This is a genomic window from Nakamurella leprariae, assembly GCF_016918035.1.
In the GTDB taxonomy this organism is placed as follows: domain Bacteria; phylum Actinomycetota; class Actinomycetes; order Mycobacteriales; family Nakamurellaceae; genus Nakamurella; species Nakamurella leprariae.
This window is the reverse complement of sequence record NZ_JAERWK010000008.1, coordinates 216,199-242,472: the sequence shown is the minus strand read 5'-3', so window position 1 is coordinate 242,472 and position 26,274 is coordinate 216,199. Positions and strand designations below refer to the sequence as shown.

The following is a 26,274-nucleotide window of genomic DNA, read 5'->3' as shown; positions in this document are numbered from 1 at the left end:
GGACGAGCGAGGGACGAGCGAGGGCGGGTCCCCGCCCATCGGGTCGCCCGGTCCCGACCGTCGCCGGAGCGGCTCGCGGTCGGCCGGATGCGTCAGACTGGACGGGTGAGTGAACCTCGTCCGGACGACCACGACCCGGCCGCCGACCCCGGCCCGACCGATGAGCCGACCGCGTCGGGGGCTGCTCCCGTCACCGAACCGGCCACTGATCAGGTCGCGCAGCCGCAGCGCCCGCGCCGGGTGGCCCTGCTGGCCGTGATCGCCTCGGTGATCATCGTGCTCGACCTGATCACCAAGATCATCGCGGTCGCGCTGCTGACGCCGGGTGAGTCGCCGCGCATCCTGGGCGGTCTCGTCTACTTCTCGCTGATCCGGAACCCGGGGGCGGCGTTCTCGATGGCCACCGGGATGACCTGGGTGCTGGCCGTCATCGCCGTCATCGTCGTGGTGGTCATCATCCGGATGGCCGCGCGGTTGCGGTCGGTGCCGTGGGCGGTGTGCCTCGGTCTGATCCTGGGTGGCGCGATCGGCAACCTGATCGACCGGATCTTCCGCTCGCCGGGCTTCATGCAGGGGCACGTGGTCGACTTCGTCTCGGTGTTCGGGCCGAACGCCGAGTACTTCCCGGTGTTCAACGTGGCCGACTCGGCCATCACCATCGGCGGCATCACCCTGGTCGTCACGGCCCTGCTGGGCATCGACTTCGACGGCACCCGGCTGCGCGGCAAGGAACACCAGCAGGCCCAGGAGCCCGGGCGTGGGTGAGACGCGAGCGCTGCCGGTGCCCGACGGGCTGGTCGGCATGCGGGTGGATGCCGGGCTGGCCCGGTTGCTCGGGCTGAGCCGGACGACGGTGGCCGGGATGGTCGATGCCGGGGACGTGCTGGTCGACGGCTCGCCGGCCAAGCGCTCCGACCAGCTGGTCGCGGACGCGATGCTGGTCGTCACCCTGCCGGACCCGCCGAGGCCGGCGGTCGAGGTGCCGCGCGAGGTGCACGGCATGACCGTGCTGTACCGGGACGCCGACATCGTGGTGATCGACAAACCGGTCGGGGTGGCCGCGCACCCCAGCCCGGGCTGGGACGGGCCCACCGTGACCGGTGGGCTGGCCGCCCTCGGCATCCCGGTGACCACCTCGGGATCGGCCGAGCGACAGGGCATCGTGCACCGGCTCGACGCGGGCACCACCGGCGTCATGGTGGTGGCGCTGTCCGAGCACGCCTACACGGTGCTCAAGGACGCGTTCCGCGAGCGGACGGTCGAGAAGATCTACCACGCGGTCGTGCAGGGCCATCCGGATCCCAGCACCGGCACCATCGACGCGCCGATCGGCCGGCACCCCAAGGCGGACTGGAAGTTCGCCGTCGTCGCCGGGGGGCGGGAGAGCGTCACCCACTACGCGACGCTGGAGGCGTTCCGGGCCGCGTCCCTGCTGGAGATCCACCTGGAGACCGGCCGCACCCACCAGATCCGGGTGCACTGCGCCGCGCTGCACCATCCGTGCGTGGGCGACCTGACCTACGGGGCCGATCCGACGCTGGCCGCCCGGCTGGGCCTGTCCCGGCAGTGGCTGCACGCCCGCACGCTGGGTTTCGCGCACCCCGAGGACGGTCGCTGGGTCGAGTTCACCAGCCCGTACCCCGCCGATCTGGAGTCGGCGCTGGAGCGGCTGCGCGACGCCTGATCCGCGAGATCGACGCAGGATCCGGGCATGCGGCGCGCGCCTGGGCCAGTTCACCCTCCCGCGCGTAGCGCCCGGGTGGCCGTCCCAGCAGCCGGCGGAAGTCGCGGGTCAGGTGGGCTTGGTCGTACCAGCCCAGCTGCACGGCCAGCTCGGCGACGTTCAGCTCCGGCTCCAGCTCCAACCGGTGCGCCGCCTCGAGCAACCGCAGCCGGGTGATCACCCACTTCGGGCTCACCCCGACCATGGCCCGGAACACCCGCTGGGTGCCGCGGACCGACCAGCCGGCCAGCGCGGCCAGCTGCTCGACCCGGACCACGGTCGGGTCGGCCGCCACCGCGTCGAGCAACGCGGTGAGCTCGGCCAGCACCGGCGGCGGCTCCGGCGCCCGGTCGGCCAGCCAGGTCGCCAGCTCGGCGCCGTCGTCCGGCACCGCCGGTCCGAGCAGCGACCGGGCCGGCAGCACCCGGTCGGTCAGGTCATCGACGTCCCGCCCGCAGAATGCGGCGAATCCGCCGGCGCGGAACCGCACCCCGACCACCGATCCGGCGCCGGCCAGCTCCACCGAGAACATCCGGGTGACCACGCCGTGCACCAGCGTGGCGGGCAGCGGGTGTCCGTGCCGCACCTCGCCCGGCTCGCCCCGTTCCACCGTGACGTGCACGGACGGCGCCGGGATGACGGCGGACGGGTGGGCGGGGCCGGCCGGGTCGAGTGACCAGTCGACGGTCCAGCCGTGCTCGGCGAACGGTGCCAGCGCATCCGGGACCGCAGACCGGCCGAGCCGGAACGGGGACGCCTCGGTCCGGTGCACCGGACCCTTCACCGGGCCGGGTTCCCGCCCCGCAGGCAGCGCTGTCGGTGCTGTCGCGTTGGTCCAAGCCGGCACGGCCGCAGTCTAGGAAGGCTGTCCGACATGACCAGCCAGACCGATCCCCAGACCCCGGCCGTCGCGCCCGTCCCGGCCGGATTCACCAGCCTCACCCCGTTCCTGGTGGTGACCGACGGCCCGGCCGCCATCGACTTCTACTGCGACGCGTTCGGGGCGTCGGTGGTGAGCCGGATGGACGGGCCGGACGGGCGGGTGCAGCACGCCGAGCTGCAGTTCGAGCAGGGTCGCCTGCAGCTGGCCGACGCCATGCCGGACTTCAAGCTGGTGGCCCCGGAGGTCACGCCTGGCCAGGACCCGTCGGTGAACCACTCCACAGTGCTCTACTGCGGCGACGTCGATGCGGTGGTGGCCCGGGCGCAGCAGCTGGGCGGGACCGTGCGGGAGCCGGTCTCCACGTTCGTCACCGGCGACCGGTTCGCCTCGATCCTCGATCCGTTCGGGCACCGCTGGGCGGTGATGACCCGGGTCGAGGACGTGTCGCCGGAGGAGGCCGAGCGCCGGCTCGCCGCCTGGGCCGAGCAGGCCCTGTGACCCGACCGCGAGCCCACTGACGGCGGACCGGTCGGCGGCCCTGCCTGCTCTTCCGCCCGGCCGCCGGGCGGGCCAGGATGGCCGACGGACCCAGCCACCGGGAGGTGTCATGACCGACGACGTCACGGGAGTGCCGGGCACGGTGCGGCCGGCGTTCGCGGGCGTCGACCACGCCGCGCTCACGGTCACCGACCTGGCCACCAGTGAGCGGTTCTGGGTGGACGTCCTGGGCTTCACCGTGGTGCTCGACCTCGGCTCGGGCCTGCTGTGCATCCACAAGGGCACCGGCTTCACGCTCGGGTTGCTGCGGCCCGACGACGCGACCGGTGGTGCGTTCGACCACCGCGCCACCGGGCTCGATCACCTGGGCCTGGCCGCGCGCGACCGGGACGAACTGGTGGCCTGGCAGCAGCGGCTGGAACGGCACGGGGTCGAGCACTCGCCGATCCAGGACGAGCCGCTGGGCCACCATCTGAACTTCCGCGGTCCCGACGGCCTGGCCCTGGAGCTGTACGCGCCGTCGCCGCGGTACGCCGCTGCCCGCGCCGAGCTGCGGTCGCGGGACGTGCCCGATGCGGAGCTGCGGGCGTTGGCCGCCTCCCGGCTCGGCCTGGGCGACCTGGTCGCCGACCGTCCCTGACCCCTCGCACGGTCCCGACCCGGCGGCGGTGCCGCCACCTCAGCGCTCGCTGATGCCCTGTCGCTGCAGCGCCTGGGCGACCACCCGCATCAACATGATCCCGGACGAGGCCAACCCGAAGTAGCCGATGATCTGCAGCGTCAGCACCCCGGGCCGACCGTCGGCGAAGGTCGCGGCCACCAGCATCCCGGTGGAGGCCAGCAAGCCGACCGCGCCGACCGCGGCGAACAGCACCCGGTCCACCCAGCCGCCGACCTCGCTGCGCACCCGGTCGGAGATCGGATCGACCTGCACCGACATCCGGCCGCTGCGCAGTTGCAGCGCGAGGTCCTCGGTGAGCGCGGGCAGGGACCGCAGCGACGGCAGGGTGCGCAGCGTCTCCTTGCGGAGCATGTCCCGCAGGTCGCCGGGCGAGGTGGGCAGGGCGTCCCGGCCGCCGAGCTCGGTGACCGCGCTGGCGGCGACGTCGAACCTCGGGCTGATCACCCGCAGGGTGCCCTCGATGGTGACCATGGCCCGGCCCAGGATGGTCAGCGCCGGGGGCACCGGGATCTGGTGGTGGCCCATCACGTCGATGATCTGCTGCAGCACCCGCGGGTCGAAGCCGCCGGCGTGCCGCTGCTCGGAGAGCAGCCGGCTGAGCTCCGCGGTCAGGGTGTCGCTGTCGATGGCGTGACCGCTGCCGCCGGCCATGGTCCGCAGGGCTCGGGTGACCAGGCTCGGCTCGCCGGTCGAGACGCCGATGCCCATCAGGGCCACCGCCTCGTGGGTGACCGGGTCGAGGATGCCGACCGCGCCGAAGTCGATGAGCCACAGCGTGCCCTGCCGGTCCAGCAGCACGTTGCCCGGGTGCGGGTCGGCATGGAAGATCCCGGTCCGGATCACCGAGCCGAGGAACGACCGGAACAGCCGGGCGGCCAGGTCGGCCCGGTCCACGCCCATCGACTCGGCGTCGACGAGCGCCTGAGGATCGGACAGCGGTCGCCCCTCCACCCGTTCCAGCACCAGCACGCCGGTGGTCGAGACCGTCTCGACCACCGCGGGCACCTGCACCCCCGGCACCGGCGGCAGGGTGTCGCGGAATGCGCGCCCGTTGGCCGCCTCGTGCACGAAGTCCAGCTCGCGGCGCAGCGAGCTGACCACCTCGTCGGCCAGCTGGACCAGGCCCAGCTGCCGGGCCGCGGCCGAGCGGCGCACCGCCACCTTGCTCACCCAGCGCAGCACGGCGGTGTCCCGGGCCACGTTGATCTCGACGCCCGGACGACGGACCTTGACCACCACGTCGCGGCCGTCCGGCAGCCGGGCGCTGTGGATCTGCCCGATGGAGGCCGCGGCGAGCGGTACCGGGTCGAACGCGGGGAACAGCTCGGCGACCGGCGCGCGCAACTCGTCCTCGATCTCCTCGAGCACGTCCTCGACCGGGAACGGACGGACCCGGGCCTGCAGGTGGGAGAGCTCCTCGACCAGACCGGGCGGCAGCAGATCGGACCGGGTGGCGGCGATCTGCCCGAACTTCACGAACACGCCGCCGGCCTCCTCCAGGAACAACCGGATCCGCCGCGCGGTCTCCGGGGTACCCAGCCCGGCCCGGGAGGCGACGCGCCAGCCGGTGAGCCCCTGCCGCTGGGCGATCCGGGTGACCTGCCAGATCCGCCGCGCCACCGTGCTGCCCGCCCGCATCCGGTTGGCCAGCGACAGCCGGGCAGTGGGCCGACGCGGCCGCAGCAGCAGTTCCAGCCCGACGGACAGCAGCATGGTGGCCAGGAAGGCGAACCCCAGGTCGGCGAGGCCGAACTCGAGCCGTTCCCGGACGCTGATCTCGCCGGGTGCCAGGGCCCCGGTGCAGATCTGGCCGATGATCCAGCCGAGCAGGCCCGCGGTGATGGCCCGGGCCGGCCCGCGCCGGATGCCCAGCACCCGGCCGGTCACCACGCCGAGCACGCCCATGAGCAGCAGCGACAGGATCAGGTTCCACCACATGCGACACACTCTGGTGGTCACGGAGCGTCATGTCTACCGGACTTTGCGTGACATCGTGTGGGCGGACGCCCCGCGAGGTGCTCGTCCGCAGCCGGGCGGTGCGCTGCGAGACGTCGTGTCGGACGTTCCGGACGATCGGCGGCGATGATGATCGGACATCCGCGGGTCGCCACCGAGTCGGGTCGCCGACTGCCCGGGTGTTCACCGGTACCCGTGTGTCGAGGAGGCCATGATGGATCGGTCGCGGCACGTGCTCCGGCTGGCCTCGGTGTTCGAGCCGCCGGTGTCAGAGGCGCACCAAGTCCAGGCGCAGGCGGGATACGACCCGATCGGCGGGATGCAGAACCACACGGCGCTGCTCACCCGAGCGCTGGACGCACGTGGGGTGCGGCAGACCGTGATCACCTCCCGGTTGGGTGGTCCGGCCACCGTGGCCACGCTGGGCCGGCACGCCCGGATCCACCGGGTCGGACTGCCGATCCGGCATCTGCGCCAGGCCTGGGCCGCGGCGGCGCTGGCACCGGCGCTCCGCGCCGGGCCGGTCGACCTGGTGCACGCCCACCAGGGGGAAGACCTGGTCGCACTACCGCTCGCGCTGCTGGCCGCGCGCCGGGCCGGCTGTCCGCTGGTGGTCACGTTGCACACCAGCGTGCGGCTCACCGTGGCCGCCAGCGGACCGAAGCTCACTGCCGTCCGCGTGGTGGGCGGGCCGCTGGAGTCGGCCGCGCTGCGCGCCGCAGACGCGGTCATCGCGCTCACCTCGGCCACCGCGGACCGACTCGGTGACGTCCGTGATCGCACGGTCGTCATCCCGTCCGGCGCCGATGCGGGGCGGTTCCCGGCGTCGCCCGGTCCGCTGCTGGCCGGCGTGCCCGGCCCGATCGTGTTGTACCTGGGGCGGCTCGCCCGGCAGAAGTCGGTGCCCACCCTGGTCGAGGCGTTCGGACGGATGACGACGCCGGCCGTAGGACCGCCCTCCCTGGTCATCGTCGGGGATGGCCCGGACGCACCGCGGGTGGCGGCCGCGATCGATGCTCTTCCCGGTGACGTCAGGTCCCGGGTGCACCGGTTCGGCTTCCGCCCCCACGACGAGGTGCCCGCCCTGCTCGCCGCGGCCGACCTGTTGGTGCTGCCGTCCATCTACGAGGAGATGGGATCCATCCTGGTGGAGGCACTCTCGGCCGGACTGCCGGTGGTGGCCAGCCGGGTCGGCGGCATCCCGCAGGTGGTGCGCGACGGCACCACCGGCCTGCTGGTGCCGCCGGAGGACCCGGCCGCGCTGGCCACGGCGATCGGCCGGGTGCTGGCCGACCCGGAGCTGGCCGGGCGGATGCGGGCCGCGTCGCTGCAGGCCGCGCGCCGGTACGACTGGACCGAGCTCTCCGGCCAGGTGCTCGAGGTGTACGAGGCGGCCCTGTCGTCCCGGCCCGTCCGCCCGGCCTCGCGGCGCCGCGCACCGGGACGGACGGCCGACCGGGACACGGTGCGCCGGCTCGGTGCAGGCCGGGCCGGGACCGGCGTCAGCGGGTCCGGGTGTCCGCGGTGATCGGCCGACGTCCCAGCACCAGGCCGATGGCGATCATGCCCAGGGCCAGGATCAGGTGCAGCCAGTTGTCTGCGGAGTTCAGCGGCACGAAGTTGGCCGCCGTGTCGTGCCCGATGACCAGGCCGTAGATGAACAGCACCAGGTAGATCACGCCGCCGGCCAGGAAGTACGCCCGGGAGCCGGTGTACGTCCTGGCCGCGGCCAGGCCCCAGACGCCGAACAGCAGGTGGACGATGTTGTGCAGGATCGAGACCTGGAAGACGCCGAGGAGCTTGGCGTCGGATTCGTGGCCGGCGAACGACATGGTGCTGAAGTCGGTGGTGACCCCGGGGATGAACCCGAGGATGCCGACGGCCAGGAACACCACTCCGACCACCACGGCGGCCTTCTGGATGGCGGTCCGGGTGTGGTGGCCGGTCGTGTGCTGGGTCATGATGACCTCCCCCTGCCCGGCTGGACGGCGCCGCCGGGCGCGGCTCCGTCGCGCGGCGTTGGACGACTGGAGCTGATCACTCCGGTACCCGGTTGGCACGCCCGGAAACGGACCCGCGACCCGGCGCCGGTCACGGTTCGGCGTCGGGTCGCGTGGGGACGGCGATCGGTCGCCGCCGTCGGCTCAGTCGGCCCGGTGCCGCCCGCCGCTGGGCACGGCGTCGACCTCGTCGGTCCCGGCGCCCATGGTCAACTCGGTGCCGGTCTGGGCCGCGTCGACGGGCTGGGTGGCACTGGTGGGCGCCGGCGTCGCCCCCGCGACCACCGCCTCACCGCGCGCGACCATGCCGGCCACGTCCGACAGCGGGATCTCCTTGAGCATCAGCGCCAGCACCAGGGCAACCCCGAACGCGGGGAGCAGGTACCAGAACACCGGCGCCAGGGCGTCCGCGTAGGACCCGACGATGGCGCCGTGCAGCGGTTCCGGGGTGGCGTCGACGGCCTGCGGCACCAGGTTGTTCGGATCCAGCCCGGAGGCGGCCGCCTGGTCGGCGTGCTGGGTGAACGCACCGGTCAGGTTGTCGATGAGCCGGCTGGAGAAGATCGAGCCGAACAGGGCCACGCCCAGGGACGCGCCGACCTCGCGGAAGTAGTTGTTCGCGCTGGTCGCGGTGCCGATGTCCTGCGGCGAGACGGCGTTCTGCACCACCAGCACGATGACCTGCATGATCAGGCCGAGCCCGAAGCCCAGCACGAACAGCATGGTGCAGATCAACCAGAGCGGCGTCGTCGCGCTCAGCGTGGTCATCCAGAGCATGCCCAGGCCGGTGATGATGACGCCGACCACCGGGAAGATCTTGTAGCGCCCGGTCTTGGTGATCGCGATGCCGGAGCCGATCGCGGTCATCATCAGTCCGACCATCATCGGGATCATCAACAGGCCGGAGACCGCGGCCGAGGTGCCCGAGGCCATCTGCAGGAACGTCGGCAGGAAGGCCAGCGCCGAGAACATGGCCAGGCCCAGCACCAGGCCCAGCGTGGTGGCGATGACGAACACGGAGTTCTTGAACAGGTTCAGCGGGATGATCGGCTGCTCGGCCCGGTGCTCGGCCAGCACGAAGGCGATGACGAACACCACGAACGCGGCGATGAGCGAGAGCACCTGCCAGGAGTCCCAGGGGTAGGTCTTGCCGCCGAAGTCGGTGAACAGGATGAGGCTGGTGGTGGCGCCGGACAGGAACACCACGCCGGCCCAGTCCAGCCGGCCGGTGTTGCGCCGCTTCGGCAGGGTGAGGGTGAAGAACCCGACCGCGAAGGCGATGAGGCCGACCGGGATGTTGATCCAGAACGCCCAGTGCCACGACAGGTGATCGGTGAAGAAGCCACCGAGCAGCGGCCCGGCCACCGCGGACAGACCGAAGATGGCGCCCAGCGGGCCCATGTACTTGCCGCGCTCCCGGGCCGGGACGATGTCCGCGATGATCGCCTGGGACAGGATCATCAGGCCGCCGCCGCCGACGCCCTGCAGGCCGCGGAACACCACGAACTGCGTGAAGTTGGTGGCCAGCGCCGCACCGGCCGAGGCCAGGGTGAACACCCCGATGGCGAACAGGAACAGGTTCCGGCGGCCGAACAGGTCACCGAACTTGCCGTAGATCGGCATGACGATGGTGGTGGCCAGCAGGTAGGCCGTGGTCACCCAGGCCATGTGCGAGACACCGCCCAGGTCACCGACGATCGTCGGCATCGCGGTGGACACGATCGTCTGGTCGAGGCTGGCCAGCAGCATCCCCGCGATGAGCGCGGAGAAGATCAGCCAGATGCGGCGCTGGGTCAGCAGCATCGGCGGCGCGTCGGCGGGCGGCGCGGCCGGGCTCGGGGTGGCGGTGGACATGCGGGAGCTCCTGAGGACGTGACGGGGCAGGGGAGTGCGCAGATGGAGTGGGTCGGGCTGGTCAGTCGGCGGGCGGGTCGGCCGGGCGGACCAGCGCGACCAGCTCGCGTGCGGCCTGCTCGATGCGGGCGCGCAGCGGCGCGGCGGGACCCGGGTCGGCGAACCACTCGGCGTATCCGCGGCGCACCACGGTGACGGCCGCGGCGGCCACCGTGCGGCACGCGGTGGTCGGCTCGGCGAGCCCCAGTCGCAGGGCCACCAGTCGGGCCACGTCGGCCTCGTGGGCCATGCCCCGGGTCAGGAACGCGGCGAGCACGCGTGGCTCGCGGGAGACCAGGTCGAACAGCTGCTGCACCCCGTCGCGGCCCTCCCGGGCCAGCTGATCGCTCGGGTCGAGCAGCGCGACCAGGTCGTCCAGCAGTGCTCCGGTGGGCCTGCCGGCCAGGAACGCGCTGATCGCGGCGTCCGGTGCCACCGCCTGGTCGGGGCCGAGGACGGCCGCGTCCTTGGTCTCGAAGTAGTTGAAGAAGGTGCGGACCGAGACGCCCGCGGCCGAACTGATCATCTCCACGGTCACGGCGTCCAGGCCGTGCTCGACGGCCAGCCGTCGGGCCGCGGTGGTCAGTTGTGTCCGGGTGGCCGCCTTCTTGGCTTCCCGGAGGCCGCCGGCTGCGTCGGGCCGGACCTGAGTTCCTTGCACGTCATGCATTATTGCACGGACTGCAGGATCCGGACGGCCGAGGTGTGGCTGACCCACGACCGGCCTGCCTGCCTGGCAGCGGAGGGTCCTCGGCTGGTAGTTCGTGCCGCCCGGCCGGATCTCGACCTCTGCTGGAGGGTGAGACACGCCGGAAGGCGTCCCACCTGGGAGGGCGTGCACGCCCGCCCGCGGACGGCGGGCAGTGTCGGCGCTGCGTGCTAGAACGATCGGGTCCCACCAGCACGGCCCATCCCGCACGGCCCGAGCGGCCCCGACCCGACCGGAGGGCCGCACCCGATGACCGCAGGAGCTGGGGACTCGTTCGTGCACCTGCACGTGCACACCGAGTACTCGATGTTGGACGGCGCGGCCCGGCTCGGCCAGCTGTTCGCCCGGACGGCCGAGATGGGCATGCCCGCGCTGGCCATGACCGACCACGGCAACGTCTTCGGGGCGCACGACTTCTACCGGCAGGCCCGGGCCGCCGGGGTCAACCCGATCATCGGCATGGAGGCCTACGTCACCCCGGGCACCACCCGGTTCGACAAGACCCGGGTGCGCTGGGCCGACGGCGGCGAGGACGACGTCTCGGGATCCGGGTCGTACACGCACATGACGCTGCTCTCGGAGACCACCGAGGGCATGCACAACCTGTTCCGGCTGGCCTCCCGGTCCTCGCTCGAAGGCTTCTACTACAAGCCGCGAGCCGACCGGGAGCTGCTGGCCGAGTACGCCACCGGGCTGATCGCGACCACCGGCTGCCCGTCCGGTGAGGTGCAGACCTGGCTGCGGATCGGCAACTACGACAAGGCGGTGGCCGCCGCGGCCGACTTCCGGGACATCTTCGGCCGGGACAACTACTTCCTGGAGCTGATGGACCACGGCCTGGGCATCGAGACCCGGGTGCGGGACGGGTTGCTCAGGCTCGGCCGGGATCTCGGCCTGCCGATGGTGGCCACCAACGATCTGCACTACACCGACGCGGCCGACGCCGACGCCCACGAGGCGCTGCTGTGCGTGCAGTCGGGCAAGACCCTGGACGACCCGAACCGGTTCAAGTTCGACGCCCGGGACTTCTACCTCAAGTCCCCGGCCGAGATGCGGTCGCTCTGGCAGGACAAGTACGAGCTGCGCGAGGCGTGCGACAACACGCTGCTCATCGCGGAGCGCTGCTCGGTCGAGTTCGACGAGTCGTCCTCGTACATGCCCCGGTTCCCGGTGCCCGCGGGCGAGGACGAGACCTCCTGGTTCATCAAGGAGGTCGACCGCGGGCTGGCCGTCCGGTTCCCCGACGGCATCCCGCCGGAGGTGCGCAAGCAGGCCGACTACGAGGTCGGCGTCATCACCCAGATGCGGTTCCCGGGCTACTTCCTGGTCGTGGCCGACTTCATCAACTGGGCCAAGAGCAACGGCATCCGGGTCGGCCCCGGCCGTGGTTCCGGCGCCGGCTCGATGGTCGCGTACGCGATGCGGATCACCGATCTGAACCCGCTGCAGCACGGGCTCATCTTCGAGCGGTTCCTGAACCCCGACCGCGTCTCCATGCCCGACTTCGACGTGGACTTCGACGAACGTCGCCGTGGCGACGTGATCCGCTACGTCACCGACAAGTACGGCGACGACCGGGTCGCGCAGATCGTCACCTACGGCACCATCAAGGCCAAGCAGGCCGTCAAGGACGCTGCTCGGGTGCTGGGCATGCCGTTCTCGGTGGGGGACCGGATCACCAAGGTGATGCCGCCGCCGGTGATGGGCAAGGACGTGCCGCTCACGGAGATCTTCAACCCGGGCCACAAGCGGTACTCCGAGGGCGGCGAGTTCCGCGCGCTGGTCGAGGCCGACGCCGAGGTCCGCACCGTGGTCGAGACGGCCAAGGGGCTCGAGGGGCTCAAGCGGCAGTGGGGCGTGCACGCCGCCGGCGTGATCATGTCCTCCGAACCGCTGCTCGACCTCATCCCGATCATGCGCCGCGAGCAGGACGGCGCGATCATCACCCAGTTCGACTACCCGACCTGCGAGAAGCTCGGGTTGATCAAGATGGACTTCCTGGGGCTGCGCAACCTCACCGTCCTGGACGACGCGCTGGCCAACATCAAGGCCAACCGCGGCGAGACGGTGGTGCTGGAGACCCTGGCGCTGGACGACCCGGCCACCTTCGCGCTGCTGGCCAAGGGCGACACGCTCGGGGTGTTCCAGCTGGACGGCGGGCCGATGCGGGCGCTGCTGCGGTCCATGCGGCCGGACAACTTCGAGGACATCTCGGCCGTGGGCGCGCTCTACCGGCCCGGCCCGATGGGCGCCAACTCGCACAACGAGTACGCCGACCGCAAGAACGGCCGCAAGCCGGTGGTCCCGATCCACCCGGAGCTGGAGGAGCCGCTCCAGGAGACCCTGGGCGACACCTACGGGTTGATCGTGTACCAGGAGCAGGTCATGGCCATCGCCCAGCAGGTGGCCGGGTACTCGCTGGGCGCCGCCGACCTGCTGCGCCGGGCCATGGGGAAGAAGAAGAAGTCCGAACTGGACGCCCAGTTCGAGAAGTTCTCGAATGGAATGGCTACACAGGGTTTTTCAGCGAGCGCCGTGCAGACGCTGTGGGACATCCTGCTGCCGTTCTCCGACTACGCGTTCAACAAGGCGCACTCGGCCGCCTACGGTCTGGTCTCGTACTGGACGGCCTACCTCAAGGCCAACTACCCGGCCGAGTACATGGCCGCTCTGCTCACCTCGGTGGGTGACGACAAGGACAAGATGGCCGTCTATCTGGCCGAGTGCCGGTCGATGGGCATCACCGTGCTGCAGCCGGACGTCAATGCCAGCGAGCAGAACTTTGCGTCGGTCGGCACCGACATCCGGTTCGGGTTGTCCGCGGTCCGCAACGTCGGCACCGGGGTGGTCGCCTCGATCATCGCAGCCCGCCGGGACAAGGGCGCGTACACCGACTTCTACGACTTCCTCGACAAGGTCGACGCGACCGCCTGCAACAAGAAGGTCGTCGAGTCGCTCATCAAGGCCGGCGCCTACGACTCGCTCGGCCACCCCCGCAAGGGGCTGCTGATGGACCACGTCCGTGCGGTGGACGAGGTCATCGGCCTGAAGAAGGCCGAGGCGGCCGGGCAGTTCGACCTGTTCGGCGAGATGAGCCAGGAGGACAAGGGCGCCAGCTTCCGCGGTTCGGTCCCGGACACCGAGTGGGACTCGAAGCTGCGCCTGCAGTTCGAGCGGGAGATGTTGGGGCTGTACGTCTCCGGCCACCCGCTGGCCGGGGTGGAGCACGTGCTGGCCGCCCAGTCGGACGCGTCGATCACCGACATCCTGGACGGCACGGTGCCCGACCGGGCGACCGTCACCGTCGGCGGGATCCTCACCGGACTGCAGCGTCGGCTGACCAAGAAGGGTGACCCGTGGGCCTCGGCCACACTGGAGGACCTGGTCGGCGGGGTCGAGGTGGCCTTCTTCCCCAAGGTCTACAGCGAGTGCGCGCTGTCCCTGGCCGAGGACGCGGTGGTGCTGGTCAAGGCCCGGGTGGCCCGGTCCGAGGACCGGCTGTCGCTGCACGCCCAGTCGGTGACGGTGCCGGACCTGACCGACACCGGGCAGCGAGGGCCCATGCAGGTGACGCTGGCCGCGGCCCGTTGCACCCAGCCCGTGGTGGACCGGCTCAAGGACGTGCTGCAGGCCCATCCCGGCACCACGGCCGTGCACCTGCGGCTGCTGAACGGGTCCCGGGCCACCACCATGCGGCTGGACGACGGGCTGCGGGTCACCCCGACGTCCGCGCTGATGGGTGACCTCAAGGCGCTGCTGGGCGCGGACTGCCTGGCATGACCCTGACCGCGGTGCGTCGCACGGTGCTGCTGGTCGGCGGCGGAGCCCTGCTCGCCGGCGTGCTGCAGGCGGTGCTGTGGTGGTGGCTGGCCCCGCAGCAGCATCTGCAGGTGGCCGCCAACGGCGCCGTCGGAGCGGTGGCCTCCGCGTTCCGGCTGGCCCCGTTCGCCTCGGTGGCCATCTGGGTGCTGCTCGGGCTGGTGCTGGCCGCCGTCGTCGGGGTGGCCGCCTGGCAGGGCCGGGCTGCGCGCGGGCCGCGGATCCTGCTGGTGCTGCTGGTCGGGTCCCTGGGTGGGGCGGTCGTGGCCTGGGGTCTGGCCCAGCTGCTGGCCGGCACCGCGACGGACGTCGGCAGCGCGGCCATCGCTGCCGTGCACTCCGGTGCCGCGGCGCTGATCGTCCAGCCGCCGACGCTGCCGCCGCTCTGGGTGGGGGTGCTGCCGGCCGCCCTGGCCGTCGGGATCTACACGTTCCTGGCCGGCTGGAGCGGATCGGCCGAGCTGGGCCGGTCAGCGCCGTCGGGCGCAGACGAACACCCGGCGGAACGGCAGCACGGTGGCGGCTGAGTCGTCGTACCCGATCTCCGGGTACGCGGCCCGCAGCCGGGCCTTGGCCTCAGTGGTGAACGGCTCGCGCAGTTCCTCGGGCAGGGCTTGCAGCACCGGCCGCGCGCCGGTGCCGGACACCCAGGTGAACACCGGGTCTGGCCCGCTGAGCACGTGCAGGTACGTGGTCTCCCAGGCGTCCACCCGGCAGCCGAGCCCGGCCAGCGCCACCAGGTAGTCCTGCGGGTCGTGCGCGAGCAGCCGGGCGGTCCTGGCGGTGTGCTCGCGGTACGGCGCCTCGGCGGCCAGCTCGCGGATCACCGTGCTGCTCGGCGCGTCGCCGGTCCCAGGCACCTGGAAGGCCAGCCACCCGCCGGGGGCCAGGGCGCCGACCAGCCGGGGCAGCAGCGACAGGTGGTCGGGGATCCACTGCAGCACCGCGTTGCTGACCAGCACGTCCACCGGCTCGGGCGGCGTCCAGTCCCGCAGGTCGGCCACGGTGAAGTCGATCCCGGGCACCTCGCGCCGGGCCTGCTCGATCATCTCCGGGCTGGAGTCCAGGCCCGAGACGCGGGCCGTCGGCCAGCGCTGCGCGAGCAGCGCGGTCATGTTGCCCGGACCGCAGCCCAGATCGACCACGGTGCGCGGATCCTCCGCCTGGATCCGGCCGATCAGGTCGACGAACGGCCGGGCTCGTTCCCCGGCGAAGGTCAGGTACCGCTGCGGATCCCACTGCATGCGCATCTCCTGGAACTCAGACCGGCGGTTCAGATCGGGGGACGGAAGGCCGCGAACGGATCGGTCACGCGGTACCGCTGCACGGCGAACCGGTACATGGCGGCCGGCCGCCCGCCGGAGGGGCCGGGCGGAGCGGTGCGACCGGTCGGCTCCAGCATGCGGCGCCGGTGCAGGATCCGGTACAGGTTGGTGACGTCCACCTCGTGGCCCAGCGAGGCCGTGTAGATCCGGCTCAGCTCGGCCATGGTGAACTCGGCCGGCGCCAGGGCGAAGCCGATGTTGGTGTAGGACAGCTTGCCGCGCAGGCGTTGTCGTGCCTGCTCGACGATGCCGCCGTGGTCGAACGCGGTGGCCGGCAGATGGTCGACCGGGTGCCACGCGGTGTCGGCGGGCAGCCGCGGCGCGGGCCGCCCCGGGTCCTGCGGGACCAGGCCCAGGAAGCCCGAGGCGACCACCCGGGCGCCCGGGACCCGCTCCGGCGCTGAGAAGACCCCGGTCTGCTCCAGGTGGGCCACCCGGGTCAGGTCCACCTTCTCGGCCAGCTGCCGTCGGGTGGAGGAGTCGACGTCCTCGTCGGTGAGCACCGGACCGCCGGGCAGCGCCCAGCGGTCGGCGTCCGGGGCCTGGGCCCGCTGCCAGAGCAGGACGTGCAACGCCGGATGCCCCTCCGGTCGGTCCGCCGGGGCGTCGACGGGTCGGACGGTGAAGACCGCCGCGAGCACCTCGACAACTGTTCCGGTTCTGTTACCATCGCCCACGTTTTCGATTGTAGGTCGAAAACCGGGGGGTCGATACCCGTCACGAAGGAGTGTCATGACGACAGCAGCGGTGCGGACCGAATGGGCGCAGCAGGTCAGGGACCTGGCCGACCAGCGGAACGCCGTGATCCTGGCGCACAACTACCAGCTGCCCGAGATCCAGGACGTGGCCCACCACGTCGGCGACTCGCTGGCGCTGTCCCGGATCGCCGCGTCAGTCGACGAGCCCACCATCGTGTTCTGCGGCGTGCACTTCATGGCCGAGACGGCCAAGATCCTCTCGCCGGAGAAGCGCGTGCTGATCCCGGATGCCAACGCCGGGTGCTCGCTGGCCGACTCGCTCACCGCGCAGCAGCTGGTCGAGTGGAAGGCGCAGTACCCGGACGCGGTGGTGGTGTCGTACGTGAACACCACCGCGGCGGTCAAGGCGCTGACCGACATCTGCTGCACGTCCAGCAACGCGGTCGACGTCGTCGCCTCCATCCCGGCCGACAAGACGGTGCTGTTCGGGCCGGACCAGTTCCTGGGCGCCCACGTCCGCCGGACGCTGGACCGGGAGAACATGCACGTCTGGGGCGGAGAGTGCCACGTGCACGCCGGCATCAACGGCGCCGAGCTCGCGGCCAAGGCGCAGGAGTTCCCGGACGCCGACCTGTATATCCACCCCGAGTGCGGTTGCGCGACCAGTGCGCTCTACCTGGCCTCGGCGGGTGCGGTGCCGGCCGACAAGGTCAAGATCCTCTCGACCGGTGACATGGTCACCGCGGCCCGGGCCGGTCAGGCCGGCGGCACCCGATCGGTGCTGGTGGCCACCGAGATCGGCATGATCCACCAGCTCAAGCGGGCCGCGCCGGGCATCGACTTCCGTGCGGTGAACGACCGGGCCGCCTGCAGCTACATGAAGATGATCACGCCGGAGAAGCTGCTGCGGTCGCTGCAGGAGCTGCGCGACGAGGTGCACGTGGACCCGGCCACCGCGGCCCGGGCCCGGGGTGCGGTGGAGCGGATGATCGCCATCGGCCAGCCCGGCGGCGGCGAGTGAGCACCCCCCTGGTCCCGGACCAGGCGGCGGCGCTGCTGCCCGGCTGGGAGGCGCGCGCCGACATCGTGGTGGTCGGCTCCGGGGTGGCCGGGCTGACCTGCGCGGCCGACGCCGCCGCGGCCGGCCGGTCCGTGCTGCTGGTCAGCAAGGACGCGGTGGACGAGGGCAGCACCCGCTGGGCCCAGGGCGGCGTCGCGGTGGTCTGGGGGGACCGCGCGGACCCGGGGTCGGATTCCGTGGCCGCGCATCTGGCCGACACCGTCACCGCCGGCGCGGGTCTGGTCGACGAGGCCGCTGCGGCGAGCATCCTGACCGACGGCCCGGACGCGGTGCGCCGGCTGGTCGCGCACGGCGCCCGGTTCGACGGCGACCCGTCCGGGCTGCTGCTGCGGACCCGGGAGGGCGGCCACCACGCCGACCGGGTCATCCACGCCGGCGGTGACGCGACCGGCGCCGAGATCGAGCGGGCGCTGCTGGCTCAGCTGCGCGGCGGTCTGGCCGGGGCGCCCGAGCCGGTGGTGCTGGCCGACCACCTGGCCCTGGACGTGCTGCTCGACCCGACCGGACGCGTCGGCGGACTGTCGGTGCTGGGGCCGGACGGCCGGATCGGGGTGGTGCGGGCCGCCGCGGTGGTGCTGGCCACCGGCGGCGCCGGCCACCTGTTCGCCGCGTCCACGAATCCGGCGGTGGCCACCGCCGACGGCTGGGCGATGGCCCTGCGGGCCGGGGCGGAGCTGGCCGACGTCGAGTTCCTGCAGTTCCACCCGACCGTGCTGTGGACGGGCCCGGACGGCTCCGGCCGCCGTCCGCTGGTCACCGAGGCGGTGCGCGGTGAGGGCGCGGTGCTGATCGACGCCACCGGCGCGCGGATCATGCCGGGCGTGCACCCGTTGGCCGACCTGGCCCCGCGGGACGTGGTGTCGCTGGCGGTGACCCGCCGGCTGGCCCTGGCCCCGGGCGGGGTGGGTGACCACGCGTACCTGGACGCCACCGGCATCCCGGCGGCGACGTTCCACCGCCGGTTCCCGACCGTCACCGCGGCCTGCGCGGCAGCCGGCATCGACCCGACCCGGCAGCCCATCCCGGTGGCTCCTGCCGCGCACTACGCGTGCGGCGGAGTGCGGACCGACCGGGACGGCCGCACCTCCGTGCCGGGGCTGTTCGCGGTCGGCGAGGTGGCCCGCACCGGGCTGCACGGCGCCAACCGGCTGGCGTCCAACTCGCTGCTCGAGGGACTGGTCATGGGAGAGCGGGCCGCCGAGGCGGCGAATGCGGCGGTCGTCGCCGCGCAGCGCTGGTCGCTGCAGTGCGCAGAGCTGCTGCTGACCCCGGCGCCGGCCGCCGACCCGGCCGGCCGGGCCGGGCTGCAGGCCGCGATGAGCGCGCACGCCGGCATCGGCCGGGACGCCGCCGGGCTGGCCGGCACGGCGGCGCTGGCCGCCGTGGTCGCCGACACGGCACCGTCGTCCGGCCGGGCGCTGGACCGCGACGCGGTGGAGACCGCGAACCTGGCCGTCGCCGCCCGGGCCGTGCTGGCCGCTGCGGCCGCCCGGACCGAGTCGCGGGGCTGCCACGTGCGCACCGACCATCCGGAACCCGATGCGGCACAGGCCGTGTCGAGGACCGTCCGACTGATCGACGGCCGACCGGCCGTCCCGACCGCCCTGGCTGGTGTCTGATGACCGAACAGCTCGACCAGACCGACCGAGTGGTCGTCACGCCGCCGGACCCGGCCCAGGTCGACCGGGTGGTCGCCGTGGCGCTGGCCGAGGACCTGCGTGACGGTCCGGACGTGACCACCGCGGCCACCGTGCCGCCCGCGCTGATCGGCACCGGCTTCATCACGCCGCGCGCGGCGGGGGTGCTGGCCGGCGCGCCGGTGGCGGCCGCGGTGCTGGCCCAGGTCGACCCGTCGCTGACCCTGACCGTGCTGGTGCCGGACGGTGGGACGCTGGTGCCCGGCGTCCCGGCCATGCGGATCACCGGTCCGGTGGCGTCCATGCTGACCGCGGAGCGCACGGTGCTGAACCTGCTCACCCACCTGTCCGGCATCGCCACCGCCACCCGGGCCTGGGTCGACGCGGTGGCCGGCACGGGGGCGCGGATCCGGGACACCCGCAAGACCCTGCCGGGACTCCGCACGCTGGAGAAGTACGCGGTGCGGTGCGGCGGCGGGGTCAACCACCGGATGAGCCTCGGTGACGCTGCGCTCATCAAGGACAACCATGTGGCAGCGGCGGGCTCTGTCGCGGCCGCGGTGGCGGCGGTACGGTCCACAGATCCGCACATCGCGTTGGAGGTCGAAGTGGACACCCTGGTGCAGCTCGACGAGGCCCTGGCGGCCGGAGCCACCGTGGTGCTGCTCGACAACTTCGACCTGGCCGACACCGCCGAGGCGGTGCGCCGCACCCGCGCCGCGGCGCCGTCGGTGGCCCTGGAGTCCTCCGGTGGGCTCACCCTGGACCGCGCGACCGCGGTCGCCGCGACCGGGGTCGACTTCATCGCCGTCGGGGCGCTGACCCATTCGGCGCCCGCGTTGGATCTCGGGCTCGACCTGGACGTCCCGACCCGGTGATCCCGGTGACCGGCGCCGGGAGGGCCCCTCTGCGGATCGCCGCGGTGCAGTGCTGCCCGGTGACCGGTGACGTGGCCGGCAATGCCGCCGCACACGCGGCGTGGATCGCCTCGGCGGCGGCCGCCGGCGCCCGGGTGGTGCTGTTCCCGCAGCTGTCGCTGACCGGCTACGACCCGGATCTCATCGACCTGCACCAGGTCCGGGTGCAGCCCGGTGACCCGAGGCTGGCCGTGCTGGCCGAGGCCTGCCGCCAGCACCAGGTGCACGCGTTCTTCGGGGCGCCGGTGGCCGAACCGCGCCCGCAGGCGGTGGGCGGCAAGCTGGCTGCGCAGGGACCGCCCCGGGTCGGGGTGTTGCAGGCCGAGCCGTCCGGCCGGGTCCGGGTCGCGTACCTGCAGCGGTTCCTGGCCACCGGGGAGATCGGCATCTTCGGGCCCGGCCAGGGTGACGCAGTGGTGTCGGTGGACGGCTGGCGGCTGGCCCTGGCCTCGGGCCGGGACTGCACCGTGCCCGAGCACGCCACCCGACTGGCCTACGGCGGCGCGGACGCCTACCTGGCCGGCGCCTTCTTCCCGCTCGGCGCGGAGACCCGGCTCGAGGCGGCGTTGTCCGGTGCGGCGGCGGGCGGTCTGTGGACGGTGCTGGCCCAGTTCTGCGGCGGCACCGGCGGCGGTCCGGCCTGCGGGGGCAGCGGGGCCTGGGCGCCGGGCGGTGCCCGGGTGGCCGAGGTCGGCACCGAGCCGGGCATCGCCGTGGTCGAGATGAGCGCGGCCGGCGCCGCGGGTGTGGTCTCGTCCTGACTGGTCCGGTCCGAGGACGGAGCGCCCTAGGCTGGTCGGCATGCTGCAACGGATCGACCTGCGGGGCGGGCTGGGGAACGTGCGCGCCCTGCTGCCCCGGGCCGGCGTCGACGTGACCACCGCGCTGAGCACGGTCGAGCCGCTGGTGGCCGACGTCCGCGAGCGCGGCGCGACCGCGGTGCTGGACGCCGCCGAGCGCTTCGACGGGGTGCGGCCCGAGCGGCTGCGGGTGCCCACCGAGGTGATCGCCTCTGCCGAGGCGACGATGGACCCGGCCGTGCGGGCCGCGCTCACCGAGTCGATCGCCCGGGCCCGGATCGGCCACGCCGCCCAGTTGCCCACCGAGCAGGTCACCACGGTGGTGCCCGGCGGCGTGGTGCGGCAGCGCTGGATCCCGGTGCGCCGGGTCGGGCTGTACGTGCCCGGCGGGCTGGCCCTGTACCCGTCGAGCGTGGTGATGAACGTGGTGCCGGCCCAGGTGGCCGGGGTCGAGGCGATCGCGATCACCTCACCGCCGCAGCGCAGCAATGCCGGGTGGCCCGACCCCAACGTGCTGGCCGCGTGCGCGCTGCTCGGGGTGGACGAGGTGTACGCCGCGGGCGGGGCGCAGGGCATCGCCCTGCTGGCCCTGGGCGCGCTCGACGTCGACGGTGGCGTCATCGAGCCGGTCGACGTGATCACCGGTCCGGGCAACGTCTACGTGACCGCGGCCAAGCGGCTGCTGCGCGGCACCGTGGCCATCGACTCCGAGGCCGGCCCGACCGAGATCGCCGTGGTGGCCGACGATTCCGCCGACGCCGAGCACGTCGCCGCCGACCTGGTCTCGCAGGCCGAGCACGACCCGCTGGCCGCCTCGGTGCTCATCACCGACTCGCCCGCGCTGGCCGACGCGGTCGATGCCGCGTTGCCGGCGCGGGTGGACGCCACCAAGCACAGTGAGCGGGTGCGCACCGCGTTGTCCGGCCGGCAGTCCGGCACCGTGCTGGTCGCCTCGATCGACGACGCGATCACGGTGGCCGACGCGTACGCCGCCGAGCACCTGGAGATCCAGACCCGCGACGCCGGTGCGGTGGCGGCCCGGATCTGCAATGCGGGCGCCATCTTCGTCGGCGCCTTCTCGCCGGTGTCGCTGGGCGACTACTGCGCCGGCTCGAACCACGTGCTGCCCACCTCCGGCACCGCGCGGTACTCGGCGGGGTTGAGCACGGCCACGTTCCTGCGCCCGGTGCAGGTCATCGACTACACCCGGGCCGCGCTGGACGAGGTGCGCCCGCACGTGCTGGCCCTGGCTCAGGCCGAGGACCTGCCCGCACACGGTGAGGCCGTGTCGGCGCGCTTCCCCGAGGGTGGTGCGCGATGAGCGAGATGCTGGGCGGCGAGGTCCGCTTGGCCGATCTGCCGCTGCGCGAGGACCTGGTCGGGAAGTTCCCGTACGGCGCCCCGCAGCTCGACGTGCCGGTGCAGATCAACACCAACGAGAACCCGTTCCCGCCGTCCGCCGCGCTGGTCGCCGACCTGACCGAGTCGGTGGCTCGGGCCGCGGTCGACCTCAACCGGTACCCGGAACGGGACGCCGTCGAGCTGCGCACCGCGCTGGCCGACTACCTGACCCGGGCCACCGGGGTGGTGCTGGCCGCCGAGAACGTCTGGGCGGCGAACGGTTCCAACGAGATCCTGCAGCACCTGCTGCAGGCGTTCGGCGGTCCCGGCCGCACCGCGCTGGGGTTCGAGCCGTCGTACTCGATGCACCCGATCATCGCCACCGGCACCCGCACACAGTGGGTGCCGTGCCCGCGTCGCGCCGACTTCACCGTCGACGTGTCCGCCGCGGTGGCCGAGATCGAGCGCGCCCGGCCCGATGTCGTGTTCGTGACCAACCCGAACAATCCGACCGGCGGCTCGCTGCCGCTGGGGGACGTGGAGGCGCTGGTGCAGGCCGCGCCGGGCGTGGTGGTGGTCGACGAGGCGTACGCCGAGTTCTCCGACCGGCCCAGCGCGATCCGGCTCATCGAGCGGTACCCGGCCAAGCTCATCGTGTCCCGCACCATGAGCAAGGCGTTCGCGTTCGCCGGCGGCCGGCTGGGCTACCTGGCCGCGGCGCCGGCGGTGATCGACGCGCTGCTGCTGGTCCGGCTGCCGTACCACCTGTCGGTGCTCACCCAGGCCGCCGCGCTGGCCGCGCTGCGGCATGCCGACGACACCCTCGGCTCGGTGGCGCACCTGGTCGACGAGCGTCGCCGGGTGTCCAAGTCGCTGACCGACAGCGGGTTCTCGGTGGTCGACTCGGACGCCAACTTCGTGCTGTTCGGGCCGTTCGCCGACGCCACCGCGGCATGGCGGGCCTACCTGGACGCCGGCGTGCTGGTCCGCGACGTCGGCATCCCGCACCACCTGCGGGCCACCATCGGCACCGACGCCGACAACGACCACTTCCTGTCCGTCAGCGAGCGGCTGACCGACCTGCGCGAGGAGACCCCGTGAGCGCCCGCCGTGCCCGCATCGAACGCACCACCAGCGAGTCGTCGGTCCTGGTCGACCTGGACCTGGACGGCACCGGCCAGGTCGACATCTCCACCGGCGTGCGCTTCTACGACCACATGCTGATCAGCTTCGGTGTGCACGGCTCGTTCGACCTGACCGTCCGGTCCACCGGGGACGTCGACATCGACGCGCACCACACGGTGGAGGACACCGCCATCGTGCTGGGCCAGGCGTTCGCCCAGGCCCTCGGCGACAAGGCCGGCATCCGCCGGTTCGGTGACTGTTTCATCCCGATGGACGAGACGCTGGCCCACGCCGCGGTCGACGTCTCCGGCCGGCCGTTCAGCGTGCACACCGGCGAGCCCGAGTCGATCCTGGGCTTCACCGTGGGCAACAACTACCCGGTGGTGCTGAACCGCCACGTGTTCGACTCGCTGGCCTTCCACGCCAGGATCTCGCTGCACGTGCGGGTGCTGTACGGGCGCGATCCGCACCACATCACCGAGGCGCAGTACAAGGCGGTGGCCCGGGCGCTGCGCCAGGCGGTGGAGCCGGATCCGCGGGTCGTGGGGATCCCGTCGACCAAGGGTGTGCTGTGAGTGCCGTGGTCCCCGTCCTGCTCATCGCGCTGGGCGGGTTCCTGATCGGCGGCGTGCTGGCGGTGCGCGACAAGTCCACCGTGGGCGCGGTCGTGCTGGGCGTGATCTCGGCGGCCTGCATCGTCGGTGGCATCCTGTGGTTGCTATGACGAAGAACGTTGCCAAGAAGAACGTGGTGGTGCTCGACTACGGCTCGGGCAACCTGGCATCGGCGGAGCGCGCGCTGCGCCGTGTCGGGGCCGAGGTGACGGTGACCGACGATTTCGACGCCGCGCTGGCCGCGGACGGCCTGGTGGTGCCCGGGGTCGGCGCCTACGCGGCGGTGATGGCCGGGATCGAACGGGTGCGCGGCGGCCGGATCATCGGGCGGCGGCTGGCCGGTGGCCGTCCGGTGCTGGGCATCTGCGTCGGGATGCAGGTGCTCTTCGACCGCGGCGTCGAGCACGGCGTCGAGTCCGACGGGCTGGGTGAGTGGCCGGGCACGGTGGAGCGGCTGCAGGCGCCGGTGATCCCGCACATGGGCTGGAACACGGTGACGCCGGGGGAGGGCTCGGTGCTGTTCGCCGGACTGGACCCCGAGACCCGCTTCTACTTCGTCCATTCCTACGGCGTCCGGCACTGGGAGCTGGAGGCTGAGGCGCCGTTCACCGCACCCACGGTGACCTGGGCCGAGCACGGCGGCGACCGGTTCGTGGCGGCGGTGGAGAACGGCGCGCTGGCGGCCACGCAGTTCCACCCGGAGAAGTCCGGCGACGCCGGCGCGGAACTGCTGGAGCGCTGGACCGCCTCGCTGTAGATCTTCGGGTGACGGCGATCCATCGATGACTTAGACTCGAACGCATGTTCGAGTCGACCGATCAGTCCGTGGGTCAGTCCCGGGACCAGATCCTGGCCGACCTGCGCCGCCGGCTGGACCGGTCCGGGGTGAAGGTGCCTGCTGCTTTCGCCGGTGCGCCGAGTGCCCCCGCTCCGGTCAGGGTCGCCGAGTCCGGGAGTCGACCCGTCCTCCCGGTCGCCGGCCCACTCGGCGAGGTGCTGCCGCGGGGTGGTCTGCCGCGGGGTGGCGTGGTCACGGTGTCCGGCGGGGCGACCGGAGTGGGGGCGACCAGCCTGCTGTTCACCCTGCTGGCCGGCTGCGCGCCGGCGGCGGCCGGGGCGTGGACCGCGCTGGTCGGGATGCCGGGCATCGGCCTGGCCGCGGCCGCCGAGTTCGGGCTCGACCTGGACCGGCTGGTGCTCATTCCCGATCCGGGACCCGATCTGCTGCAAGTGGTCTCGATCCTGGTCGACGGGGTGGAGCTGGTGGTGGTGCACCCGCCACCGGGATTGCGCATCCCGCCGGCCCGGATCCGGGTGCTCACCGGCCGGTTGCGTCAGCACGGCGCGGTGCTGCTGGTCACCGGCGCCTGGCCGGGGGCGGATCTGACCCTCACCGCCTCGATCGGCGAGTGGGCCGGTCTGGGGCAGGGTCACGGTCGGCTCCGGGACCGGGAGCTGACCGTGCAGGTCGGTGGGCGCGGGCTGGCCGCGCGCGGCGGCCGCACCACCGTGCTGCTGCGGGGGGACCGGGACGGGATCCGGGTGCTGCCCGCTCAGTCGGCCGGGTCGGTCGCCGGTGACGGAGCGTCCGACGCGGCCCTGGCCAGCCGGACGCCGAGCTCGGCCACCAGCTCGATCAGCGCGACCGGCTCCTGAACCCGGAAGTCGAACCCGGTGCCGGCCAGATGTACGGCCAGCCCGACCAGCCAGTCCGAGCCGACGGTGAGGATGCACGCGTCCGGCCCGTCCGGCTCCAGCACCCCACCGCTGACCGAGACGTGCGGCGCCACCTCCTCCAGTGGCGCCAGCATCCGCACCCGGGCCTGGTGCCGGTACGGGCTGGTCGACACCGCGCGGGCCACCATCACCGCCGGGTCCTCGGGCAGCGGCCGCGGAGGGAAGGTGAAGGTGCTGGTGTCCACCCGGTACATCCGATCGGCGCGGAACGTGCGCCATTCCGACCGGTCCCGGTCGAACGCGACCAGGTACCAGCGCCGGCCGGAGTAGACCATCCGGTACGGCTCGACGTCCCGGCGCGCGGACTGTCCGTCGGCCCGCAGGTAGTCGAAACGCAGCCGCACCCGCGACTGGCAGGCCTGCGACACCTGCCCGACCAGCTGTGTGGTCACCGCGGTCCCGTCGGACACAGGCAGGGCCAGTACGTGCTGCCCGGCGGCCATGGCTCGGTCCCGGGTGGTCGGCGGCAGCACCCGCTCCAGCTTGGCCAGCGCGCGTCCGGCCGCACCCTCGGCACCGGTGACCGGGCCGGCCATCGCGGTGCGCAACCCGACCACCACGGCCAGGGCCTCGTCGTCGTCCAGCAGCAACGGGGGCAGCCGGCCGCCAGGTCCGAACCGGTAGCCACCGCCGGTGCCCTTGGTCGAGCGCACCGGGTAGCCCAGCTCGCGCAGCCGGTTCATGTCCCGCCGTACCGTCCTGGCGTCCACCGCCATACGGTCGGCCAGGTCGGCACCCGACCACACCGCCCGCTCCTGGAGCAGGCTGAGCAACTGCAGCAGTCGCGTCGTCGAGGAGAGCATGCGAGCAGCCTGGCAGCTGCAGCGGACCGATGT

Annotated in this window: 25 protein-coding genes; 17 read left to right on the top strand and 8 right to left on the bottom strand. The window is 73.0% G+C overall.

Annotated features, from left to right (window positions below):
* Nucleotides 1-105 precede the first annotated feature (105 nt).
* The gene (gene lspA / locus JL106_RS06410; RefSeq protein WP_328841549.1) at nt 106-765 is read left to right on the top strand and encodes a signal peptidase II; all 660 of its coding nucleotides are present in this window, start codon (nt 106-108) and stop codon (nt 763-765) included.
* Between the two features lie 37 nt (nt 766-802).
* On the top strand, nt 803-1,684 hold the full coding sequence (locus JL106_RS06405; protein ID WP_205260063.1) for an RluA family pseudouridine synthase: 882 nt from the start codon (nt 803-805) through the stop codon (nt 1,682-1,684).
* Here JL106_RS06405 and JL106_RS21545 read toward each other — a convergent pair.
* Nucleotides 1,626-2,507, bottom strand: coding sequence for a helix-turn-helix domain-containing protein (locus tag JL106_RS21545; protein ID WP_205259856.1), 882 nt, complete (start codon nt 2,505-2,507; stop codon nt 1,626-1,628). The genes JL106_RS06405 and JL106_RS21545 overlap by 59 nt on opposite strands.
* 90 nt (nt 2,508-2,597) lie before the next feature.
* On the opposite strand from JL106_RS21545, the gene JL106_RS06395 reads away from it, so the two are divergent.
* Together JL106_RS06395 and JL106_RS06390 are read left to right on the top strand one after the other, a co-directional pair.
* Entirely contained in the window at nt 2,598-3,104 is a 507-nt protein-coding gene (locus JL106_RS06395) for a VOC family protein (RefSeq protein ID WP_205259855.1), read from the top strand.
* Between the two features lie 109 nt (nt 3,105-3,213).
* Complete coding sequence (locus JL106_RS06390; RefSeq protein WP_205259854.1) at nt 3,214-3,744, top strand: VOC family protein; 531 nt, start codon at nt 3,214-3,216, stop codon at nt 3,742-3,744.
* A gap of 39 nt (nt 3,745-3,783) precedes the next feature.
* On the opposite strand, the gene JL106_RS06385 is transcribed toward JL106_RS06390, so the two are convergent.
* Nucleotides 3,784-5,724 carry an ABC1 kinase family protein gene (locus JL106_RS06385; RefSeq protein ID WP_205259853.1) on the bottom strand — a complete coding sequence of 647 codons (1,941 nt, stop codon included), beginning with the start codon at nt 5,722-5,724 and terminating at the stop codon, nt 3,784-3,786.
* Between the two features lie 232 nt (nt 5,725-5,956).
* On the opposite strand from JL106_RS06385, the gene JL106_RS06380 reads away from it, so the two are divergent.
* Nucleotides 5,957-7,270 carry a glycosyltransferase family 4 protein gene (locus tag JL106_RS06380; protein WP_205259852.1) on the top strand — a complete coding sequence of 438 codons (1,314 nt, stop codon included), beginning with the start codon at nt 5,957-5,959 and terminating at the stop codon, nt 7,268-7,270.
* On the opposite strand, the gene JL106_RS06375 is transcribed toward JL106_RS06380, so the two are convergent.
* From JL106_RS06375 to JL106_RS06365, 3 genes are all read right to left on the bottom strand, one after another.
* A complete protein-coding gene (locus JL106_RS06375) occupies nt 7,245-7,703 on the bottom strand; it encodes a DUF4383 domain-containing protein (protein WP_205259851.1) in 459 nt (152 codons plus the stop codon). The two genes, JL106_RS06380 and JL106_RS06375, sit on opposite strands and share 26 nt — an antisense overlap.
* A 183-nt stretch (nt 7,704-7,886) precedes the next feature.
* The gene (locus JL106_RS06370; RefSeq protein WP_205259850.1) at nt 7,887-9,596 is read right to left on the bottom strand and encodes an MDR family MFS transporter; all 1,710 of its coding nucleotides are present in this window, start codon (nt 9,594-9,596) and stop codon (nt 7,887-7,889) included.
* 61 nt (nt 9,597-9,657) lie between these two features.
* Nucleotides 9,658-10,296 carry a TetR/AcrR family transcriptional regulator gene (locus JL106_RS06365; RefSeq protein WP_328841543.1) on the bottom strand — a complete coding sequence of 213 codons (639 nt, stop codon included), beginning with the start codon at nt 10,294-10,296 and terminating at the stop codon, nt 9,658-9,660.
* Nucleotides 10,297-10,593: 297 nt separating this feature from the next.
* Between JL106_RS06365 and dnaE the strand changes: the two genes are divergently transcribed.
* Nucleotides 10,594-14,124, top strand: coding sequence for a DNA polymerase III subunit alpha (dnaE, locus tag JL106_RS06360; protein WP_205259848.1), 3,531 nt, complete (start codon nt 10,594-10,596; stop codon nt 14,122-14,124).
* Nucleotides 14,121-14,690 carry a hypothetical protein gene (locus JL106_RS06355; protein ID WP_205259847.1) on the top strand — a complete coding sequence of 190 codons (570 nt, stop codon included), beginning with the start codon at nt 14,121-14,123 and terminating at the stop codon, nt 14,688-14,690. The genes dnaE and JL106_RS06355 overlap by 4 nt, the downstream gene beginning before the upstream one ends.
* Here the strand turns inward: JL106_RS06355 and JL106_RS06350 are convergent.
* Complete coding sequence (locus JL106_RS06350; protein ID WP_407940107.1) at nt 14,634-15,413, bottom strand: trans-aconitate 2-methyltransferase; 780 nt, start codon at nt 15,411-15,413, stop codon at nt 14,634-14,636. The genes JL106_RS06355 and JL106_RS06350 overlap by 57 nt on opposite strands.
* Nucleotides 15,414-15,436: 23 nt before the next feature.
* Entirely contained in the window at nt 15,437-16,129 is a 693-nt protein-coding gene (locus JL106_RS06345) for an NUDIX hydrolase (protein WP_328841539.1), read from the bottom strand.
* Between the two features lie 91 nt (nt 16,130-16,220).
* Here JL106_RS06345 and nadA point away from each other — a divergent pair, with 91 nt between their 5' ends.
* From nadA to JL106_RS06295, 10 genes are read left to right on the top strand one after another with little or no spacing between them, the layout of a single operon-like run.
* The gene (nadA, locus tag JL106_RS06340; protein ID WP_205259844.1) at nt 16,221-17,207 is read left to right on the top strand and encodes a quinolinate synthase NadA; all 987 of its coding nucleotides are present in this window, start codon (nt 16,221-16,223) and stop codon (nt 17,205-17,207) included.
* Nucleotides 17,204-18,886 carry an L-aspartate oxidase gene (locus JL106_RS06335; protein ID WP_328841537.1) on the top strand — a complete coding sequence of 561 codons (1,683 nt, stop codon included), beginning with the start codon at nt 17,204-17,206 and terminating at the stop codon, nt 18,884-18,886. The genes nadA and JL106_RS06335 overlap by 4 nt, the downstream gene beginning before the upstream one ends.
* The gene (gene nadC, locus JL106_RS06330) at nt 18,886-19,782 is read left to right on the top strand and encodes a carboxylating nicotinate-nucleotide diphosphorylase (RefSeq protein WP_205259843.1); all 897 of its coding nucleotides are present in this window, start codon (nt 18,886-18,888) and stop codon (nt 19,780-19,782) included. Before JL106_RS06335 ends, nadC begins: the two co-directional genes overlap by 1 nt.
* The gene (locus JL106_RS06325; RefSeq protein ID WP_328841534.1) at nt 19,779-20,582 is read left to right on the top strand and encodes a nitrilase-related carbon-nitrogen hydrolase; all 804 of its coding nucleotides are present in this window, start codon (nt 19,779-19,781) and stop codon (nt 20,580-20,582) included. Before nadC ends, JL106_RS06325 begins: the two co-directional genes overlap by 4 nt.
* 40 nt (nt 20,583-20,622) lie before the next feature.
* Nucleotides 20,623-21,942: a histidinol dehydrogenase gene (hisD, locus tag JL106_RS06320; protein ID WP_205259841.1), complete on the top strand. Its 1,320-nt coding sequence runs from the start codon at nt 20,623-20,625 to the stop codon at nt 21,940-21,942.
* On the top strand, nt 21,939-23,063 hold the full coding sequence (locus tag JL106_RS06315) for a histidinol-phosphate transaminase (RefSeq protein ID WP_236006910.1): 1,125 nt from the start codon (nt 21,939-21,941) through the stop codon (nt 23,061-23,063). Before hisD ends, JL106_RS06315 begins: the two co-directional genes overlap by 4 nt.
* Nucleotides 23,060-23,662 carry an imidazoleglycerol-phosphate dehydratase HisB gene (gene hisB / locus JL106_RS06310; RefSeq protein WP_205259840.1) on the top strand — a complete coding sequence of 201 codons (603 nt, stop codon included), beginning with the start codon at nt 23,060-23,062 and terminating at the stop codon, nt 23,660-23,662. The genes JL106_RS06315 and hisB overlap by 4 nt, the downstream gene beginning before the upstream one ends.
* A complete protein-coding gene (locus JL106_RS06305) occupies nt 23,659-23,811 on the top strand; it encodes a hypothetical protein (protein WP_205259839.1) in 153 nt (50 codons plus the stop codon). Before hisB ends, JL106_RS06305 begins: the two co-directional genes overlap by 4 nt.
* Nucleotides 23,808-24,458: an imidazole glycerol phosphate synthase subunit HisH gene (gene hisH / locus JL106_RS06300; RefSeq protein ID WP_205259838.1), complete on the top strand. Its 651-nt coding sequence runs from the start codon at nt 23,808-23,810 to the stop codon at nt 24,456-24,458. The genes JL106_RS06305 and hisH overlap by 4 nt, the downstream gene beginning before the upstream one ends.
* Before the next feature lie 44 nt (nt 24,459-24,502).
* Entirely contained in the window at nt 24,503-25,357 is an 855-nt protein-coding gene (locus JL106_RS06295; RefSeq protein ID WP_205259837.1) for a hypothetical protein, read from the top strand.
* Here the strand turns inward: JL106_RS06295 and JL106_RS06290 are convergent.
* The gene (locus tag JL106_RS06290) at nt 25,255-26,241 is read right to left on the bottom strand and encodes a helix-turn-helix transcriptional regulator (protein ID WP_205259836.1); all 987 of its coding nucleotides are present in this window, start codon (nt 26,239-26,241) and stop codon (nt 25,255-25,257) included. The two genes, JL106_RS06295 and JL106_RS06290, sit on opposite strands and share 103 nt — an antisense overlap.
* Nucleotides 26,242-26,274 lie beyond the last annotated feature (33 nt).

Coding starts and splice junctions, on each gene's coding strand:
- JL106_RS06405 (WP_205260063.1), top strand. CDS start 803: ATGCGGGTGGATGCCGGGCTGGCCCGGTTGCTCGGGCTGAGCCGGACG.
- JL106_RS06395 (WP_205259855.1), top strand. CDS start 2,598: ATGACCAGCCAGACCGATCCCCAGACCCCGGCCGTCGCGCCCGTCCCG.
- JL106_RS06390 (WP_205259854.1), top strand. CDS start 3,214: ATGACCGACGACGTCACGGGAGTGCCGGGCACGGTGCGGCCGGCGTTC.
- JL106_RS06385 (WP_205259853.1), bottom strand. CDS start 5,724: ATGTGGTGGAACCTGATCCTGTCGCTGCTGCTCATGGGCGTGCTCGGC.
- JL106_RS06380 (WP_205259852.1), top strand. CDS start 5,957: ATGGATCGGTCGCGGCACGTGCTCCGGCTGGCCTCGGTGTTCGAGCCG.
- JL106_RS06375 (WP_205259851.1), bottom strand. CDS start 7,703: ATGACCCAGCACACGACCGGCCACCACACCCGGACCGCCATCCAGAAG.
- JL106_RS06370 (WP_205259850.1), bottom strand. CDS start 9,596: ATGTCCACCGCCACCCCGAGCCCGGCCGCGCCGCCCGCCGACGCGCCG.
- dnaE (WP_205259848.1), top strand. CDS start 10,594: ATGACCGCAGGAGCTGGGGACTCGTTCGTGCACCTGCACGTGCACACC.
- JL106_RS06355 (WP_205259847.1), top strand. CDS start 14,121: ATGACCCTGACCGCGGTGCGTCGCACGGTGCTGCTGGTCGGCGGCGGA.
- JL106_RS06350 (WP_407940107.1), bottom strand. CDS start 15,413: ATGCGCATGCAGTGGGATCCGCAGCGGTACCTGACCTTCGCCGGGGAA.
- nadA (WP_205259844.1), top strand. CDS start 16,221: ATGACGACAGCAGCGGTGCGGACCGAATGGGCGCAGCAGGTCAGGGAC.
- nadC (WP_205259843.1), top strand. CDS start 18,886: ATGACCGAACAGCTCGACCAGACCGACCGAGTGGTCGTCACGCCGCCG.
- hisD (WP_205259841.1), top strand. CDS start 20,623: ATGCTGCAACGGATCGACCTGCGGGGCGGGCTGGGGAACGTGCGCGCC.
- JL106_RS06315 (WP_236006910.1), top strand. CDS start 21,939: ATGAGCGAGATGCTGGGCGGCGAGGTCCGCTTGGCCGATCTGCCGCTG.
- hisH (WP_205259838.1), top strand. CDS start 23,808: ATGACGAAGAACGTTGCCAAGAAGAACGTGGTGGTGCTCGACTACGGC.
- JL106_RS06295 (WP_205259837.1), top strand. CDS start 24,503: ATGTTCGAGTCGACCGATCAGTCCGTGGGTCAGTCCCGGGACCAGATC.
- JL106_RS06290 (WP_205259836.1), bottom strand. CDS start 26,241: ATGCTCTCCTCGACGACGCGACTGCTGCAGTTGCTCAGCCTGCTCCAG.